Source organism: Patescibacteria group bacterium (genome assembly GCA_041651355.1).
Lineage (GTDB): Bacteria > Patescibacteriota > Patescibacteriia > Patescibacteriales > UBA12465 > JAPLVX01.
Window position 1 is genome coordinate 395,772 of the sequence record JBAZJK010000001.1, and the last position, 14,825, is coordinate 410,596.

Here is a 14,825-nt window from a genome sequence, read left to right on the forward strand (position 1 = left end):
TGATTATTTATATTCATTAGCGATCTTTTCGAATATCTTGGCGTGTCGCTGGGAATCTTTGGCTAGTATTCTGAGGCCAGCAATCACTTTTTTCTGCTTAGCCAAAGGTAGCCCCGACCAGAAAAAGGTCTGCTCGATATGGCTAGTATAGACCGGCACGGCCAGCTCTTCCTTGATCATTGCCTCTTTGATCTTGGTGGCAATCTCTTGGCGGCTGGCGGGAGTTTTAGTTGATGTTTTCTTCTTCATATTTTTGTATTTTAGGGGCTTGGTTCAAGCGGTATATATGGGACAAGACGAAAGAATGATAGAGGCACCAAGCGATATTAACAGCGATAGCGTATCTATTGTCAGTGAAATTAGAGATGCCGATAATTATCGCTAATATATTAAGGAGAAGCATTAGGGTCCAAGGCCAGAGCTGCCAGTTAGCCAAGCGGCCGGTTCCGCTCTTATCCGTAATTTGGAATTTTACCGGCAGACCGAAGATGGCATAGAGACTGGCTTTAATGGAAATAGGGAAGCTTAGGGAACTCATGATCATGCCGATAAAAATATCTTTAGCCTGGTAATGCCTCTTTTTCATTGTAGCATAAAAAGTCATGAGCGTAAGGAAGTAATAGGGCAGGAAGGAGCCGATATAGACATAGGGGTTAGAAAAATATGAAGGGAAGCCGAAGATAAGGTAGAGGATCGGACAGAGCATCATGATTAGGAATGACCAGCCGGTGAAATAATAGGTAGCGGAGAGCAGATATTCCCAGGATTGGATCTTGGTAAAATGGATTTGGCTTTTTAGCCTAGCTTTAATCAAACGCCTCAACACCCCGACTGTACCGGAAGCCCAGCGGAACTGCTGTTTCAGGTAGGCCGGCAGGGTGGCTGGGGCCATCCCGAAAACTCGGACATGGTTATAGTAGACGGAACGCAAGCCGAGGGAATGGATCATGACTGAAGTTGAAAAATCTTCCGTTACGGATTTTTCATCAAAACCGCCCACCTCTTTCAAGACCGCCGTCCGCATCAAGAAGTTGGTGCCACAGCAGAACATGGCATTGGAAAGCCCCTTAGCTTCACAGATGCTTTCGAAGAAGATTGATTGTTGCAAGGTTGCGCCGCGAGCGATCGGGCTGGCGCTGTAGTTGGTATACAATTGAGGAGTTTGGACGAAGGCGATATTTTTAGAGTGTTCAGCGATGGCCACGGTTTCCTGTAGGAATTCGGCTAAAGGCGCTTGGTCAGCGTCAAAAACAGCCAAATATTCGCTTTTAACTAGCGGCAGATAGGCATTTATTATCTCTGCTTTGCTTTTAGGCGGCGTTTTAGTTTGGAAATACTCCAAGCCATATTTATGCGCTAGGGCCTGATTAGCCGCTTGATATTCCGAGTCAGAGCCGTCTAGGAAGACCTTTTGCTTATTAGCATAATTTAAGGCGGCTAGGGCGACGAAGGTCGGTTCTAAGACCGTGAGCGGCTCGTTGCGCGCCGCAATCAGAACGCTAACGCTCGGCAGATTATTAGGATCAAGCTGCACCCTCCGGTGGTAGTTGGCTCCTGGCTTCTTGAGACGGTTTAGACTGCTAATAAAGCCTAAGGAATGGATGATAGAATGCAACTCGGCGCTAAACAGGAGTAGGGCAAAAAAGAAATTTAGGCCGCTATGGCTAGTGCCGATAAATAAAAAATAGGCCCTGGCGAGCAAATAGAAGCCCAAGCTCAAAGCCGCAATGTAACTTATATATTTCAGAAGCCTCTTGGATATTTTTGACACGGGATTTTATTTTTTATCATTATAGCATGCTTCTCGTCTCTTCTACAAAAAACCGGCCTTGTAGGCCGATAATTCTTAACTAAGCTTGTCTTTTATCTCCTTTTTTAGTTCGCCGGTAATCATGAGGGCTTTATCATATTCGCCTCGGCGAGCCGCCGCCCTAGCTGTAATGAAATTTTGGAAATAAGCCTCGTCGATAATGTTGTTTAGTTTGTTATTATAACCCATGATCTTTTGCCAAGATCGGTAATCGCCGTTTTCAAAGCTGTCTAGTATCTTTTTCCGCCTCTCGCTGGAATAGCTGGTATTTTCTTGATTAGGCAGATTAATATCCGAATCGAAATTATCATTCAGGAGGGAAAGGTCGACGCTATTTATTCCGCTGCTTAAGATGATAGTTAGAAGGGCGATATTGATGGCGGCTTTTTTATATATATTCATATGTTTGGTTTTTTGAATGTTTGTGTATATTACTACGCAGTTAGTGCCTGGTTTATTTATATGTATTGACAAAATATGATTTATGTTATATAGTAGGATTTCAGAACATTAATAATCAAAACCATATAGAATGAAAACACAGCCCATTATTAGGCAGCCTGGATCAATCAAGTATTGGTCGATAATTTTTAAATCATTATTGTTCACCGGCTTGAGCTTGTTGCTCTGGAATTACTTTTTTCTCGATAATTTTACGATGTCTCCGGAAAATTCCGAAGTGATGAGCGCCGTCGTGGCCGGCTTCCTGGTCTTTTCCGCCTTGCTTCCAACCTTTACGGTTTCCCGCTTATCCCAACAATTCGATGATCTTAAGTCAGCTATTATCGACGACGACTTCAAAGCTTTTAAGAAGATATATAAGCGGACCGTCCACCCCCTGACTTATTTGGCGATAATCGTGGTTTCTCTATTAGCTATCGCATCTTTAATGATGCTGCCTTACGCTAAATTCTGCGTCGGCCTATTTTCGGTCGGTGGCCTCAGCTTCGTCCATTGTTTTTTCTTCTATATCGCCAAGGAACTAGATAACCCTAATATTTTGGATTTAAAGATTCCTTTAAAATGGCAATTAGATTTGGCAGAAGACAATGCCTAAGGACTTTAGGAGAGAAAAAAACTCTCCTTTTTTGTTAATTTATTTTAATATAAGCATAATTTTTACTTTAGAGATTAAACTATTAAACCCTTGACAAAATTATATTTTATGTTAATATAGCAAATTAAGCTGTTTAACAATATTTATCAACCTATGGAAAAGAGAAAAGCTAAGCTGGTCATTTGCCACCATGTTTCTGATTTCCGGGCCCTTAAGGAAATCGAGGGCTCTAATGGCCGGTATATTCCTGCCCATACCGAAAGTACCAAAAACGTTTTCATCACCCAGGCTTCTTCTTCCTTATTAAAAAAGGAACTCGCCGCTATCGGCATCATCATCGACGATTGGCCCAGCGTGGACCGAGTGGCTGAGAAGTTCGCCAAAGAATTATGCTGTCGTCGTGACGGCAAATTAGCCCTTGACCAAGATTTTGGTCTTGGACTCTGTGAAATTTTGGAGTAAATACTCCTATCTAACCTAAAACCGCCAGAAAAAGGCGGTTTTTCTATTTATATAATTGTCACCTGTTTCCTAATTTAGTATAATATAACCGAAATCTAATGAAATATATTTATGAATCTATTCTTGCCCGATAATCTCCGCGGTCTGTCTAGCCAGGAGGCGTCCAAGAGGCTTGAGTCCGAGGGCTATAATGAATTGCCAACGGAAAAAAAGCGTCGGCTTTTGATGATTATCGGCGATATCTTGAAGGAACCGATGATCCTTCTACTTCTGGCCTGCGTGACTATCTATTTAATCTCCGGAGACAAGAAAGAATCGCTGGTTTTAGCCTTTTCCATATTTATCATCATCTTCATTACTATTTATCAGGAAAATAAGACGGAAAAAGCCTTATCCGCTTTAAAATCTCTAGCCAGTCCTAGAGCCCTAGTTTGGCGTGATGGTTCTTATCTGCAGATTGCCGGGCGGGAAGTAGTCCGGGGTGATCTGATCTTTTTAAAAGAAGGGGATCGGGTGCCAGCCGATGGCGTCTTACTCTGGAACCAAGGCCTTATGGTCGACGAATCTCTCCTGACCGGCGAGTCGGTGCCGGTCCATAAGACTTTAGGTAAGAAAGATTTGAAGATGCTTGAGCCTCAGGGAGAAAACAGCCCCTTCGTATATTCCGGCACCATGGTCGTTTCCGGGCAAGCCTTATTTACAGTCAAGGCAATCGGGCGGCAGACGGAAATGGGTCGGATCGGCAAGATATTAGATGAAGTGGAGAGGGAAAATACTCCCTTGCAAAACGATTTACATCATCTGGTTAGATATGTTTTGGTGGTAGCGATTATTTTATGCTTGGCGGTTATCGGTTTGAATTTTTTGGCTGGTCGCGGATTTTTGCCGAGTTTCCTATCCGGTTTGACGCTAGCGATGTCTATTCTGCCTGAAGAATTCCCAGTGGTTTTAGCTATCTTCCTATCGATCGGCGCTTGGCACCTGTCACATCATCAGATTTTAGTCCGGAAGCTAAGCATGGTCGAAAGCTTGGGGGCAGTAACTATGCTCTGCGTTGATAAGACGGGGACTATCACCATGAATCAGATGAAATTAGAATCCGTTTTCTTGTCATCCGCCGATAAGATGATAGACCTGTCAAAAGACCGAGCTGATCTCCCAGCTTTGGCTGAATCAGAAGCTTTCCGCTTAATCATAAAAGCTGGATCCTTATCAAGCCGGCGAGATACTTTTGATCCTTTAGAGAAGGCTATCAAATTAGTCCGACGACAGCTTTTCCATGAAGATATCTATAAAGGCCTGGAATTGAAGCAAGACTTTCCTTTATCCAGTGATTTCTTGGTTATGACTAATCTCTGGCAGGAAAAAGGCAACTTAAGCGCTTATGCTAAGGGCGCGCCGGAAGATATATTCAAATTAAGCCATTTAAAAGAAGAAGAGCTGAAGAGTTATCAGTTAATAATTAAAAAAATGGCCCGTTCGGGGCTTCGGGTCTTGGGCGTAGCCCACGCTAAAGAAGCTCAAAATAATGGCGGAATCCATGATTTTAAGTGGCAATTTTTGGGGTTATTCGGTTTTATGGACCCGGTCCGGCCGACCGTAGCAGAAGCGATCAAGGAATGCTATCGAGCCGGTATCCAGGTGAAGATGATTACTGGCGATTACCCGGAAACGGCGAGAACGATTGCCGGACAGATCGGCCTAGCTAATTACAAAACGGTTTTGAGCGGGGAAGACTTCGCCCAACTTAATGACAAGGCCTTAGCCAGGAAAATCAATGAAAGCAATGTCTTTGCCCGGATGATGCCGGAACATAAACTTAAGATAATCGATGCCTTGCAGGCCGCCGGACATATCGTCGCCATGACCGGCGATGGCGTCAATGACGGCCCAGCTCTTAAATCAGCTGATATTGGCGTCTCGATGGGTGCCCGTGGGACCGATGTCGCTCGGGAGGCTAGTGGAATAGTTCTACTGGATGATCATTTTTCTTCTTTAGTCAGCGGAGTCAAGGAGGGGCGGAGAATATTTGATAATTTGCAGCGAGCTATCGTCTATTCAGTGGCCATTCATTTACCGATTGCCATCTTAGCGCTAGTGCCGATCATTTTGGGCTGGCCTTTACTGTTCTTTCCAGTCCATATCATGTTTTTGGAATTAATCATCGATCCGGTCTGCTCCCTGGTTTTTGAGGCCGAGAAGCCAGCCGACAGTTTAATGTCCCGCCCGCCCAGGGATTCTCACCGTTCCTTGTTAAATCGGGGCAATCTTTTGATATCCTTCGTCCAAGGTTTCAGCATAGCCCTGATCGTCCTCTTGGTTTATTATTTCACTATCCGTTTGTCTTGGGGCGCTAGCGAAACCAGGGCGGCCGCTTTTTCGGCCCTCATCTTTGCCAATATATTTTTAATCCTCGTTAACCGCTCCTGGTCAGAAAGCTTATTAACGACCTTATTCAACAAGAATCGTTTCTTGTGGCCAATCATCTCTTTGGCCCTTATTTGCTTGTTTTTAGCGGTCTATCGTCCTTCGGTCGCTTCGATTTTTTCCTTTGAGCCTTTCGGCTTCAGCCATTGGACCTGGATTGCGTCTTTGGCACTTGTGCCCGCTCTCATCTTTGAGATATTTAAGTTTTTTAAGAGAAAATTATAATATTTTGCTTAATTTTACTTAAACTTGCCTAAATCAATTAATTATTGTAAGATAAGAACCTGTATTATTAAACAAATAGGAGGGGAAAAAATGAGCTCTTTAAAAAGTGAATCGCCTATGATAGGAATCATAGCCAACAGCACCTCTTTGGACAATCGGAAGGACCTTATAGCTGAATTAGGTGAACCGCGCGATGGTTTCTTCAGTCCCTTAAAATTCTCCTTTAAAGAATTACAAGGTGAAATCATTGCCCTCGACATCCAGCCTAATGAGATCCTGGAGAAAGCCGGCATGGCGAAAGCCAAAGAGGCTTTGTTCAAAGCTGTTGAATATTTATCTCAGCGAGGCGTTAAAGTGATTTGTTTCACGGCCTCGACCAAAAGGTTGCCGGGTAAAACTGGCAGCGAAATCAAAAAACTGTACCCCGATATCACTTTTTCTATCGGGGATAGCGCTACGATGGTTTCCTATCTGGCTTTACTCGACCATTATCTTTTGCCTGGCCATATCGACCGGGCACGGAACGAGATCGTCTGTTTAGGAGCCGGGTTTTTAGGGGTGAAATCCATTGAACATCTTTTACGCCGGGGTTGCAAGCGAGTAACCCTAATCAGCGAACAGGGTGAAAACGGTTTCCCTAAAGATATCCGGGTCATCGATTCTCTGGACAAAATGCCGAAGGGCATCAAGTTATTTTTGAGCTGTTCTCATAAATACGAGATCGATCCTGAATCTTTCCGGAAATTCCTGAATCCGCAAGCAGTCATCTTGGATGTAGCTGTACCACCAGGTATTAACCAGGCGGTATTTGCGGCCCTACCTGAGGGCGTATCTCGCTTCGATGGCGGCGACTTCTTCTTGGAGGATATCAAATATGATTTTCCTTCTCAAATCCTAAGCTTTCCTCGCGTTGGCTTCTGGTATGGCTGTTTCGCCGAAGCAGTCATCTTGGCGGTCGCTCGGCAAGCCGGAGTTGACTTGAAAAAGTTCAACTTTTTCGAAGTTAACCAGGAAAATTGCGATTTCCTGGCCTATTACCTGCGTCAAGAAAAAATTGCCATTCCGCGCATCAATTTCTTCGCTCCGGAGAATATTGCTTTCATACCGTTTTAAAGTTTCCTTAAGGGTCAGACGCCAAGTCTGCCCCTTTTTTATTTTCCTAAGAAATGATAAAATATGGGTATCAGTCAGTCATTAATTTATGGCCATAGTCAATAGCCTTTTTCCGCAAATATTTTCTTTGCTTAGTTTGTGGTTTATTATCAGCTTAAGCTTGGTGGTTCTAAAAAACAGCCATAAGCTGGTCAATAAGCTGTTTTTTATTTTAACCTTGATTTTGGATTATTGGGTGATTGGCAGTTTTATGATGTTCAACAGTACCCAAGAGCATCAGATTATCACCTGGGATCGCTTCGTTTATGCCGCTGTCGTTTTTTGGCCGGCTTTGCAATACCATTTCAGCTTGGCGGTGACTTACATTAATCGCCGGCGCCATCGTTTATTAGTCTTGGCTTATATTTTATCCCCAACTTTCCTGATTTTAAGCCAGACTAACTATTTCGTGAAAGATGTCTTCTATTATACTTGGGGCGCCCATACTCGCGCCCAGTTCTTACATCACTTTTTTTTAGCTTTCTTCGCGGTTTATGGTCTGCTTTTCTTTTATAATTTGATTAAGAAATACAAGCATGATTCTTCCCATCTAGAAAGGAAGCGAACCCTTTATTACATCTTAGGCTTCAGCGTCCTAGATTTTATCGGCGGCACCGCTTTCTTGCCGGCTTATTTGATTCCTTTCTATCCGATATTTCTAGCGACGCCTTTGATATTCTCCTTGATCATCGCCTACGCCATCACCTATTTCGGTTTGATGGATATCAAGCTGATCATGCGCCGTTATTTCGTGTATTTCTTATCCCTAGTTTCCGTCCTAGCCCCGATCTATATCTGCCTTTACTATGTCGACCGCTACTTCCCGCATTTCCTGTTTTTCGCTTCCTTAGTAGTTTTCATTTTCGCCCTATCCGTCTTTTTTCAGATCAAGAACTATTTTTACCGCTTCTCTAATAAGTATTTCTTTTCCTCCCTATACGATTTTAACGAACTCATCTATAGCCTTAATAACCGCTTACGGGCTTCCTTGGATATCAGTCAGATCTTCCAATCGACTATCAGCCTTTTGAGCCAAGCTTTCCACAGCAAGATGATCGCAGTGGTCAGCTATGAAGCCAGGAGTAAATATTGGCCGGTCTTGTATAACCAGAATTTCGATTTCAGCACTAACCGGATCAATTTTGATTATAAGCTGCTCGGCGACCTTTTTATCAACAACCGTCCGATTGCCTTGTCTAATTGGGAAAAAGTTAATGACCCCAAATATAAGGGCTTAGTTAGTTATCTTAATTCTTGGCAGATAGAGGTTGTCGTGCCTATTAAGATCAACCAGAAAAAACTGAGCAGCTTGATGTTGTTCGGACCCAAAGAATCTGGTGAAGCTTATAACATTAAGGATTTAAGGGTTTTAGAAAGCGTGGCGGCGGAAATTGCCATCTCCCTGGAAAACGCCTTGCTTTACCAAAGCGTTACCAAATTCAACTTGAAGCTTAAAAGCGAAGTCGACAAAGCTACCAAGCAGCTGCAGGAGCAGAACGAGACCTTAAAAAAACTAGACCAGGCCAAGACCGAGTTTATTGGTATCGCCTCCCATCAATTGCGCACCCCTTTGACCGGTATCCGCTGGTTTACGGAATTATTATTAAAGAATAAAGAACAGAACCTTAACCCGAAACAGCTGGATTTCTTAGAACAGGTCAGCGCCAGCAACCAAAGGATGATTAAGCTGGTCAATGACCTTCTAGATGTTTCCCATATTGAAACCGGGCGTAAATTCGATATTATTAAAAATGAATTCAGTTTGAATGACGTCATCCAGGAAGTCTTAAAGGAAAACGTCTTCTTAATCAGCACTAAAGGCTTAATAATCGATAATCAAGTTGATCCTGGACTTAAGATCTTCGCTGATCGCGATAAGATCAAGCAGGTTTGGCAGAATTTGATTTCTAATGCCACTAAATATTCTGGAGATAAGACCACTATCAAGATACTATGGAATAAAGATAAGGATAATAACCATGTCTTCTCGGTCAAAGACCAGGGGATAGGCATCCCTAAAGACCAGCAAAACCAGATTTTCAACAAATTCTTTAGGGCCAGCAACGCTTCCTTGCAGCACAGCGATGGTACCGGCCTAGGTCTTTATATAGCGCGGGAGATCGCCCGGGCTCATGGCGGCGAGATGTGGTTTGAATCAGTCGAACAAGAGGGAACCACTTTCTTTTTCTCCTTGCCCAGTCTGCCAGATACTATAAATAAAAAAATAAAAAAATAACTTATAAAAGTATGCCTAAAAAAATTCTTATTATCGAGGACGACCTGAGTTTAGCTAAAGCCCTCAGGGCAAGCTTGGAGGAGGAAGATTTCACGGTTTTTGAGGCTCATGACGGCTTCGAGGGTCTGGAAGCGGCTGAAAAAAATCTGCCCGACCTCATCCTCTGCGACATTAGTATGCCTAAGATGGACGGCTTAACCATGCTAGCTTCCTTAAGGAAGACCGAATGGGGCAAAAACCTGTCAGTCATCATGCTTACCAACTTTAGTGACGAAGAGAAGATATCGATCGCCCTGAAACACTCCGTCTTCCGCTATCTAGTCAAAAGCGATTGGGACTTATCGCAGATTATCGAAGAGGTCAAAAAAGAATTTAATAATTAAATATGAAAGCCAGAGCCAAGCAGCCCTCAAACCATTGGCCTAAGATATTAACCACTATCTTCCTCATCTTTGTTTCCAGCCTATTTTTGACTGCCTTGGTCGTTAATTTTTCATTAGATCCGGGCAATGGGGATAAGGTAGTTCTAAGCCCTGTGACGCCCGAAACGGCTACAGATAGCGACCAGATTCTGGCTGAGGAGATAAGCTTGAACATTAGTACTACTTCAAGCAGCACTGAAGCCGAAGTAACACCTGAAGCAAAAGAGGATAAGGAAGAAATATTAAAGCCGGATTCAGTTCTACCCGCTGACTTGAAAGGAATCAAGCAGTATTCAGCAGTCATCTCGGTCGTGGATGAACAGGGATTAAAGGTAATCAACCAGGAAGTCTTCAAGCGCGATGGCGCCCAGGTTCTGTCGGCGAATAAAGAATGGGTTCTTATATCTTTAGATCAGACTGATAAGATTTTTAGGGTGTTTTGCCAAAATGGCTTTGGTATTACTGATTGTAGTGGCGGCCAGGTAAGCCGCTTGAAGAGCGGCGATTTCTGCGCTAAAAGCGTAGAAAAGGATACTAAAAATACTATCAGTTTGGCCTGCGACCGAGTTAATAAATAAACAGTCTTATGTTTAAAACGAGAGTTTATACTTTTTGGTTAATCGTAATCAATTTAGCCTTCTTGATCCTCGCCTTTTTGTTATTCATATCCATTGAAAATAGGGAATATAGGAATTTTAACGCCAACTTAGAAGAAGTGTCTGATACCGCTTTAGCGGCGATAAACCCGGAAAGGCTCAAAACTTTAAAAGGGACAAGCGAGGAGATGCTTGCTAACCCTGATTATATCCGTCTTAAAGATCAGCTGATCAAGCTAGGCGACTCTTTCGCTAATCGAGGCATCGATTCTATCTACGCCATGGAGATAATGGATGACCAGGTTATATTTTTAGTGGATTCTTTCTTGCCCTCTGAATCTAAATACAGCGCCCCTGGGATAAGTTATGAACAGCCGCCTCTAGAAATAGAACAGGTCTATAAATCAGGGCAGTTTGCTGTCAGTGATGCTTATACGGATGAATATGGCTCTTTCTTGTCACGTTTTTCTCCAATCCGCAGTTTTAGCGATCAGAAAATCTTGGGTGTTCTCGGGGTGGATGTTGATTACCATTATTTCCAGAACCAGCTCAGACGGGCTCAGATATTAGGCCTTTTGATTTTGGCTTTAGTTTATATTCTATTCCTATTATTCTGGCTCTATTTTAAAAAACGCGGCCAAGCCCGCGAGTATATCTTTAATAATGAATCAAAATTGAAAGGCATAACTGATGTTATAACCGACGCTATCGTGATGGTCGACGAAGAGGGACGGGTCAATTTCTGGAATCGAGGCGCCGTTCGCTTATTCGGACAGTCGGAGGAAAAAGCTTTAGGGCAGAAATTTTCCGATTTAGCTAAGCTGGATAAGCTGTATGATCCGAAGCTGTGTTTACAAGTCGATAAGCTTAATTTTTTCGGCCGCAGTGCTATTGTCGACAAGATTTTAGAAGCTGAATATGGTCAGAAAGGCAAAACTAAGAAATATTTGGAATTTTCCTTGTCATCCTTATACCTTTCTGAGCACTGGTCGGCTGTCGGCGTCTTTAGGGATATATCCCAACGCAAAGCAAGGGAAATGGACCTGCTTAAGCAAAAGGAAGATTTTGAGCAGCTGAGCCAGGCGATGGTCGGGCGCGAGCTTAAAATGTTAGAGCTAAAGAATGAACTTAAGGCTTTAAAAGCTAAAAATAATTAAAATTTATGAAAGACTTTTTCAAATGGAAGGATGAATATCTCTTACAGATAGCTGAAATCGATAAGCAGCATCAGTATTTCGTTTCCTTAATAAATGAGCTTTACCGAGCGACGATTGAACGGGCAGATTCTTCTAGCTTGGCCATTTTTATCGGCCGTTTAGCCGCTTATGCCGATGAGCATTTTGCGACGGAAGAGAAGTATTTCGACCTCTTCAACTTTTCCGGAGCTGATGAGCATAAAGCGGAACACGCTAAACTAAGAGAAAGGGTCAGGGAATTTTCCCAAATAACCGAGTTGGATTCCCAAGCTTCATTTAAGATTATCGATTTCCTCGAGTCCTGGCTGCTAGATCATTTAGTGGCGATGGACCGGAAGTATGTCACCTGCTTTCATGAACATGGTTTGAGTTAAGATTGATTTAAAAAAAGGCCTCGGGTTACGAGGCTTTTTTCTTATTCCGGATTCTTAAGGTAAGTTTTCAGGTCTTTGATTATCTCTTCGAGACGATAATTTGACTTCGTGTAGTATTTACTCGCCCCTAGATTCAGATAGGTCTTAACCTTGTCTGGGCTAGCGGTATTAGAGACCACGAAAATCGGGATTTTCTTGAATTCTGGCTGGTTTTTTACTTTAGCCACTAAATCTAAACCGTTTTCTTGGCCTAAAAGATAGTGGTCAAGCCAGATAGCTCTGACATCTTTTAGATCTAAGAGTAGGGAATAGGCCTGCTCGACGGTTCGGGCACTGACGACTGAAAAGCCCGTCTGTTCTAATTTAATCCTGATTGCTTCCAGGAGCGCCTGCTCATCCTCGACGACCAGGATATTTATCTTATTGTTCATATTTTTATTTTAACTATATTAATCAATGGTTTTAGTGCCAGTTTTTTTAATCATCCCCTTAAGAGGCAGGGAAACGAAGAAAGTAGTTCCCTTATCTTCTTCAGACTCAAAGCGGACATTACCCTGAGAGCCTTCTATTATCGACTTAACGATGTATAAGCCTAAACCGGTGCCCTCCGTGTCTTTTTCTTTGACATTATCCGCTCTAAAGAGCTTATCGAATATTTTTGCTTGTTGCTCTTTAGGGATGCCATAACCGTTGTCCTGGACACTGATCATTAGGTTTTGACCCTCTGGATATATTTTAATCTTGATTAAGCCTTTATCCGGGGTGTACTTAGCCGCGTTAGATAGTAGGTTTTGGAACACTATTCTAATCAGTTTAGGATCAGCGGGGATTAGGCCTAACTTAGAGTCGCTAGTAAACTCTATCTTCAACTTCTTGTTGCTAATCATCGGCTTTAGCTCTTCTAAGACGCTTTGAGCTACTGCTTTAAAATCGGTTGGCACCGGTTCAACTGCGAAAGTGCCTAGCTCGATACGGGAAACATTGAGCAGGGCATTGACCAACTCTACCATCCGTTGATTGCCTTTATATATCGCTTCGACAAAATTCTTTTGTTCTTTGTTTAATTTGCCGGCATCGCCGTCTAGGAGCATTTCCGCATACCAATTGATACTAGAGAGAGGGGTGCGCAGCTGATGTGAAGCTAGAGAAACGAATTCGGTTTTAGCGCGGTCGATATTCTTTTCTTGAGTGATATCGCGGGCAACGCTGATTAGGAATTCTACTTCTTTATTCTTATTTAAGACAGGAGAAATAGTCACGTAAGAATCATATAACTCGCCGTTTTTACGATGGTTTTTAAGCTCACCGACAAAAGGCTTTTTATGGACACACAGGGCTTCATCCATCTTTTGTTTTAACTCCGGCGCTAGAGGCAGGCGCCAAAGCTCTTCGATTTTTTTGCCTAGAACTTCCTTGATCTTATAACCAGTAATTTTTTCCATGCCCTTATTCGCGTAAACGACCCTCTCATTGGCGTCGCTTATAATCATGTAATCAGAGGCGTTATCCATGGCTAACTTGAATTTTTCCAAATCATTAGCTAGGTTTAAGGATTTATTTTTTTCAGCTTCTACATCAGATAAAATATTTAAGATGGCTTTTTTAGTGTTTTCCAGCTGGGCATTTTTTTCTCCTAACTCTTTCGTCCTTTCTAAGATGCTGTTTTCGAGGTCGGAATAATAATTCTTGAGTTCTTCCGACATCTTAGCCATGATTTCACCCAGTTCCTCGAATTCATCATCTGTGTTTATACTGTTTTTGATATTTAGGTTGCCCAAGCTTATCTCATTAGCCATGTCTTTAAGCTTATTGAGGGGCCAAAGATTCTTTTTGATGATAACAATCAGGAAAATATCCGTCAAAATGACAATCAAGATGATGAGAAGAGAAAACATGCCGGCAATCTGGAAAGCTGAAATCATCAAACCCTCGCTATCGCTTTCTAAAACTAAGAATAAAGGCAAGTGGGCCAGACGGAAGATGGTTAAAGTCTCCTTTTCGTTGTCGGCCGTATCAAAAAAATTAACCATTTTCGGTTCTAATAAGGGACTTTTGATAATCTCGTAGGCCGGGTCATAGGGCAGGGCTTCGATTTCAAAATTTAAAAACTTCTTTTCTTCTTTTATCCTGGCCATCGTTGCTTGGTCTATTTTCCCTAGGCTTTGATATGTTCTTTCTGGACGGTCGGAGAAGAGGATAATCCCGTCCTTATCAGTCAGCATGATGTGGCCGTTCTTGCTGATTATCTCGTCTTGCAATATCTCATGGATAGGTTCTATCTTCATTTTCATGACCAAGACCCCAAGGAGTTCATTTTGGCTGCCAAAAACCGGGGCGGAAAAATAATACCCAGGCAGGAGGCTGGTGACGCCGATAGCGGCCTCAAATCCAGAATTACCCAGACTAGCCTGTTTGAAATATTCACGGAAAGCGTAATCGTTGCCGGTAAAAGACGGATCAGTCGAAACTAGGGCTAAACCATCTCGGTTTAACAGATAGATAGCTGTATAATTATTGTTTAGGTTGGCCGCTTCCAAGGTGTCTAATATTTCGCTTTGGTTTATGGCCTGCTTAGACTCTAGGAAACTGATTATTTTCTTATTTTTAGCCAACTTATCAGTTAGCTGGCGGTAGCTATCGGTTAAGATATCGAGATTACGGCTGTATTCATGGACTAGATCTTTCAAATAGACCTGCTTATTGACCAAGGACTGTTGATAGGAGACAAAACCGATCAAGGCAGAAACTATCAAACCGGCCGCCAGCAGTAAGACGGTTGTCGTAAAGATAATCTTATTTTGAGCTTTCCTAAATTTCATAAGACGGCAGCTAGGTTTTAATAAATCGACTTCTCAGATAAGAACCGGA

At 42.7% G+C, this 14,825-nt stretch carries 14 protein-coding genes; 9 read left to right on the forward strand and 5 right to left on the reverse strand.

The genetic code is table 11. The features are described 5' to 3' along the window. Positions 1–3 precede the first annotated feature (3 nt). The 3 genes from WC441_02010 to WC441_02020 all read right to left on the reverse strand — a co-directional run bounded on the left by WC441_02010 (position 4) and on the right by WC441_02020 (position 2,212). Positions 4–249 carry a hypothetical protein gene (locus WC441_02010; protein MFA5163282.1) on the reverse strand — a complete coding sequence of 82 codons (246 nt, stop codon included), beginning with the start codon at positions 247–249 and terminating at the stop codon, positions 4–6. After that, positions 227–1,771: a glycosyltransferase gene (locus tag WC441_02015; GenBank protein ID MFA5163283.1), complete on the reverse strand. Its 1,545-nt coding sequence runs from the start codon at positions 1,769–1,771 to the stop codon at positions 227–229. The genes WC441_02010 and WC441_02015 overlap by 23 nt, the downstream gene beginning before the upstream one ends. A 75-nt stretch (positions 1,772–1,846) precedes the next feature. Further along, the gene (locus WC441_02020; GenBank protein ID MFA5163284.1) at positions 1,847–2,212 is read right to left on the reverse strand and encodes a hypothetical protein; all 366 of its coding nucleotides are present in this window, start codon (positions 2,210–2,212) and stop codon (positions 1,847–1,849) included. Between the two features lie 130 nt (positions 2,213–2,342). Here WC441_02020 and WC441_02025 point away from each other — a divergent pair, with 130 nt between their 5' ends. The 9 genes from WC441_02025 (at position 2,343) to WC441_02065 (ending at position 11,957) form a co-directional block, all read left to right on the forward strand. Further along, on the forward strand, positions 2,343–2,867 hold the full coding sequence (locus tag WC441_02025) for a hypothetical protein (protein ID MFA5163285.1): 525 nt from the start codon (positions 2,343–2,345) through the stop codon (positions 2,865–2,867). Between the two features lie 153 nt (positions 2,868–3,020). After that, a complete protein-coding gene (locus WC441_02030; protein MFA5163286.1) occupies positions 3,021–3,329 on the forward strand; it encodes a hypothetical protein in 309 nt (102 codons plus the stop codon). A 111-nt stretch (positions 3,330–3,440) separates the two neighbouring features. Next, positions 3,441–5,981: a cation-translocating P-type ATPase gene (locus tag WC441_02035; protein ID MFA5163287.1), complete on the forward strand. Its 2,541-nt coding sequence runs from the start codon at positions 3,441–3,443 to the stop codon at positions 5,979–5,981. 117 nt (positions 5,982–6,098) lie between these two features. Beyond that, entirely contained in the window at positions 6,099–7,094 is a 996-nt protein-coding gene (locus WC441_02040; GenBank protein ID MFA5163288.1) for a hypothetical protein, read from the forward strand. Between the two features lie 88 nt (positions 7,095–7,182). Then, complete coding sequence (locus WC441_02045; protein MFA5163289.1) at positions 7,183–9,369, forward strand: ATP-binding protein; 2,187 nt, start codon at positions 7,183–7,185, stop codon at positions 9,367–9,369. An 11-nt stretch (positions 9,370–9,380) separates the two neighbouring features. After that, entirely contained in the window at positions 9,381–9,752 is a 372-nt protein-coding gene (locus tag WC441_02050; GenBank protein MFA5163290.1) for a response regulator, read from the forward strand. 2 nt (positions 9,753–9,754) lie between these two features. Then, positions 9,755–10,369 carry a hypothetical protein gene (locus WC441_02055; GenBank protein ID MFA5163291.1) on the forward strand — a complete coding sequence of 205 codons (615 nt, stop codon included), beginning with the start codon at positions 9,755–9,757 and terminating at the stop codon, positions 10,367–10,369. Positions 10,370–10,377: 8 nt separating this feature from the next. Then, a complete protein-coding gene (locus WC441_02060) occupies positions 10,378–11,544 on the forward strand; it encodes a PAS domain S-box protein (GenBank protein MFA5163292.1) in 1,167 nt (388 codons plus the stop codon). Between the two features lie 5 nt (positions 11,545–11,549). Further along, entirely contained in the window at positions 11,550–11,957 is a 408-nt protein-coding gene (locus WC441_02065) for a bacteriohemerythrin (GenBank protein ID MFA5163293.1), read from the forward strand. Positions 11,958–11,998: 41 nt separating this feature from the next. Here the strand turns inward: WC441_02065 and WC441_02070 are convergent, their stop codons facing one another. Beyond that, positions 11,999–12,388 (reverse strand): response regulator, encoded by a 390-nt coding sequence (locus WC441_02070; GenBank protein ID MFA5163294.1) that lies wholly within the window; start codon positions 12,386–12,388, stop codon positions 11,999–12,001. Between the two features lie 18 nt (positions 12,389–12,406). Continuing rightward, entirely contained in the window at positions 12,407–14,776 is a 2,370-nt protein-coding gene (locus tag WC441_02075; protein MFA5163295.1) for an ATP-binding protein, read from the reverse strand. Positions 14,777–14,825: the final 49 nt, after the last annotated feature.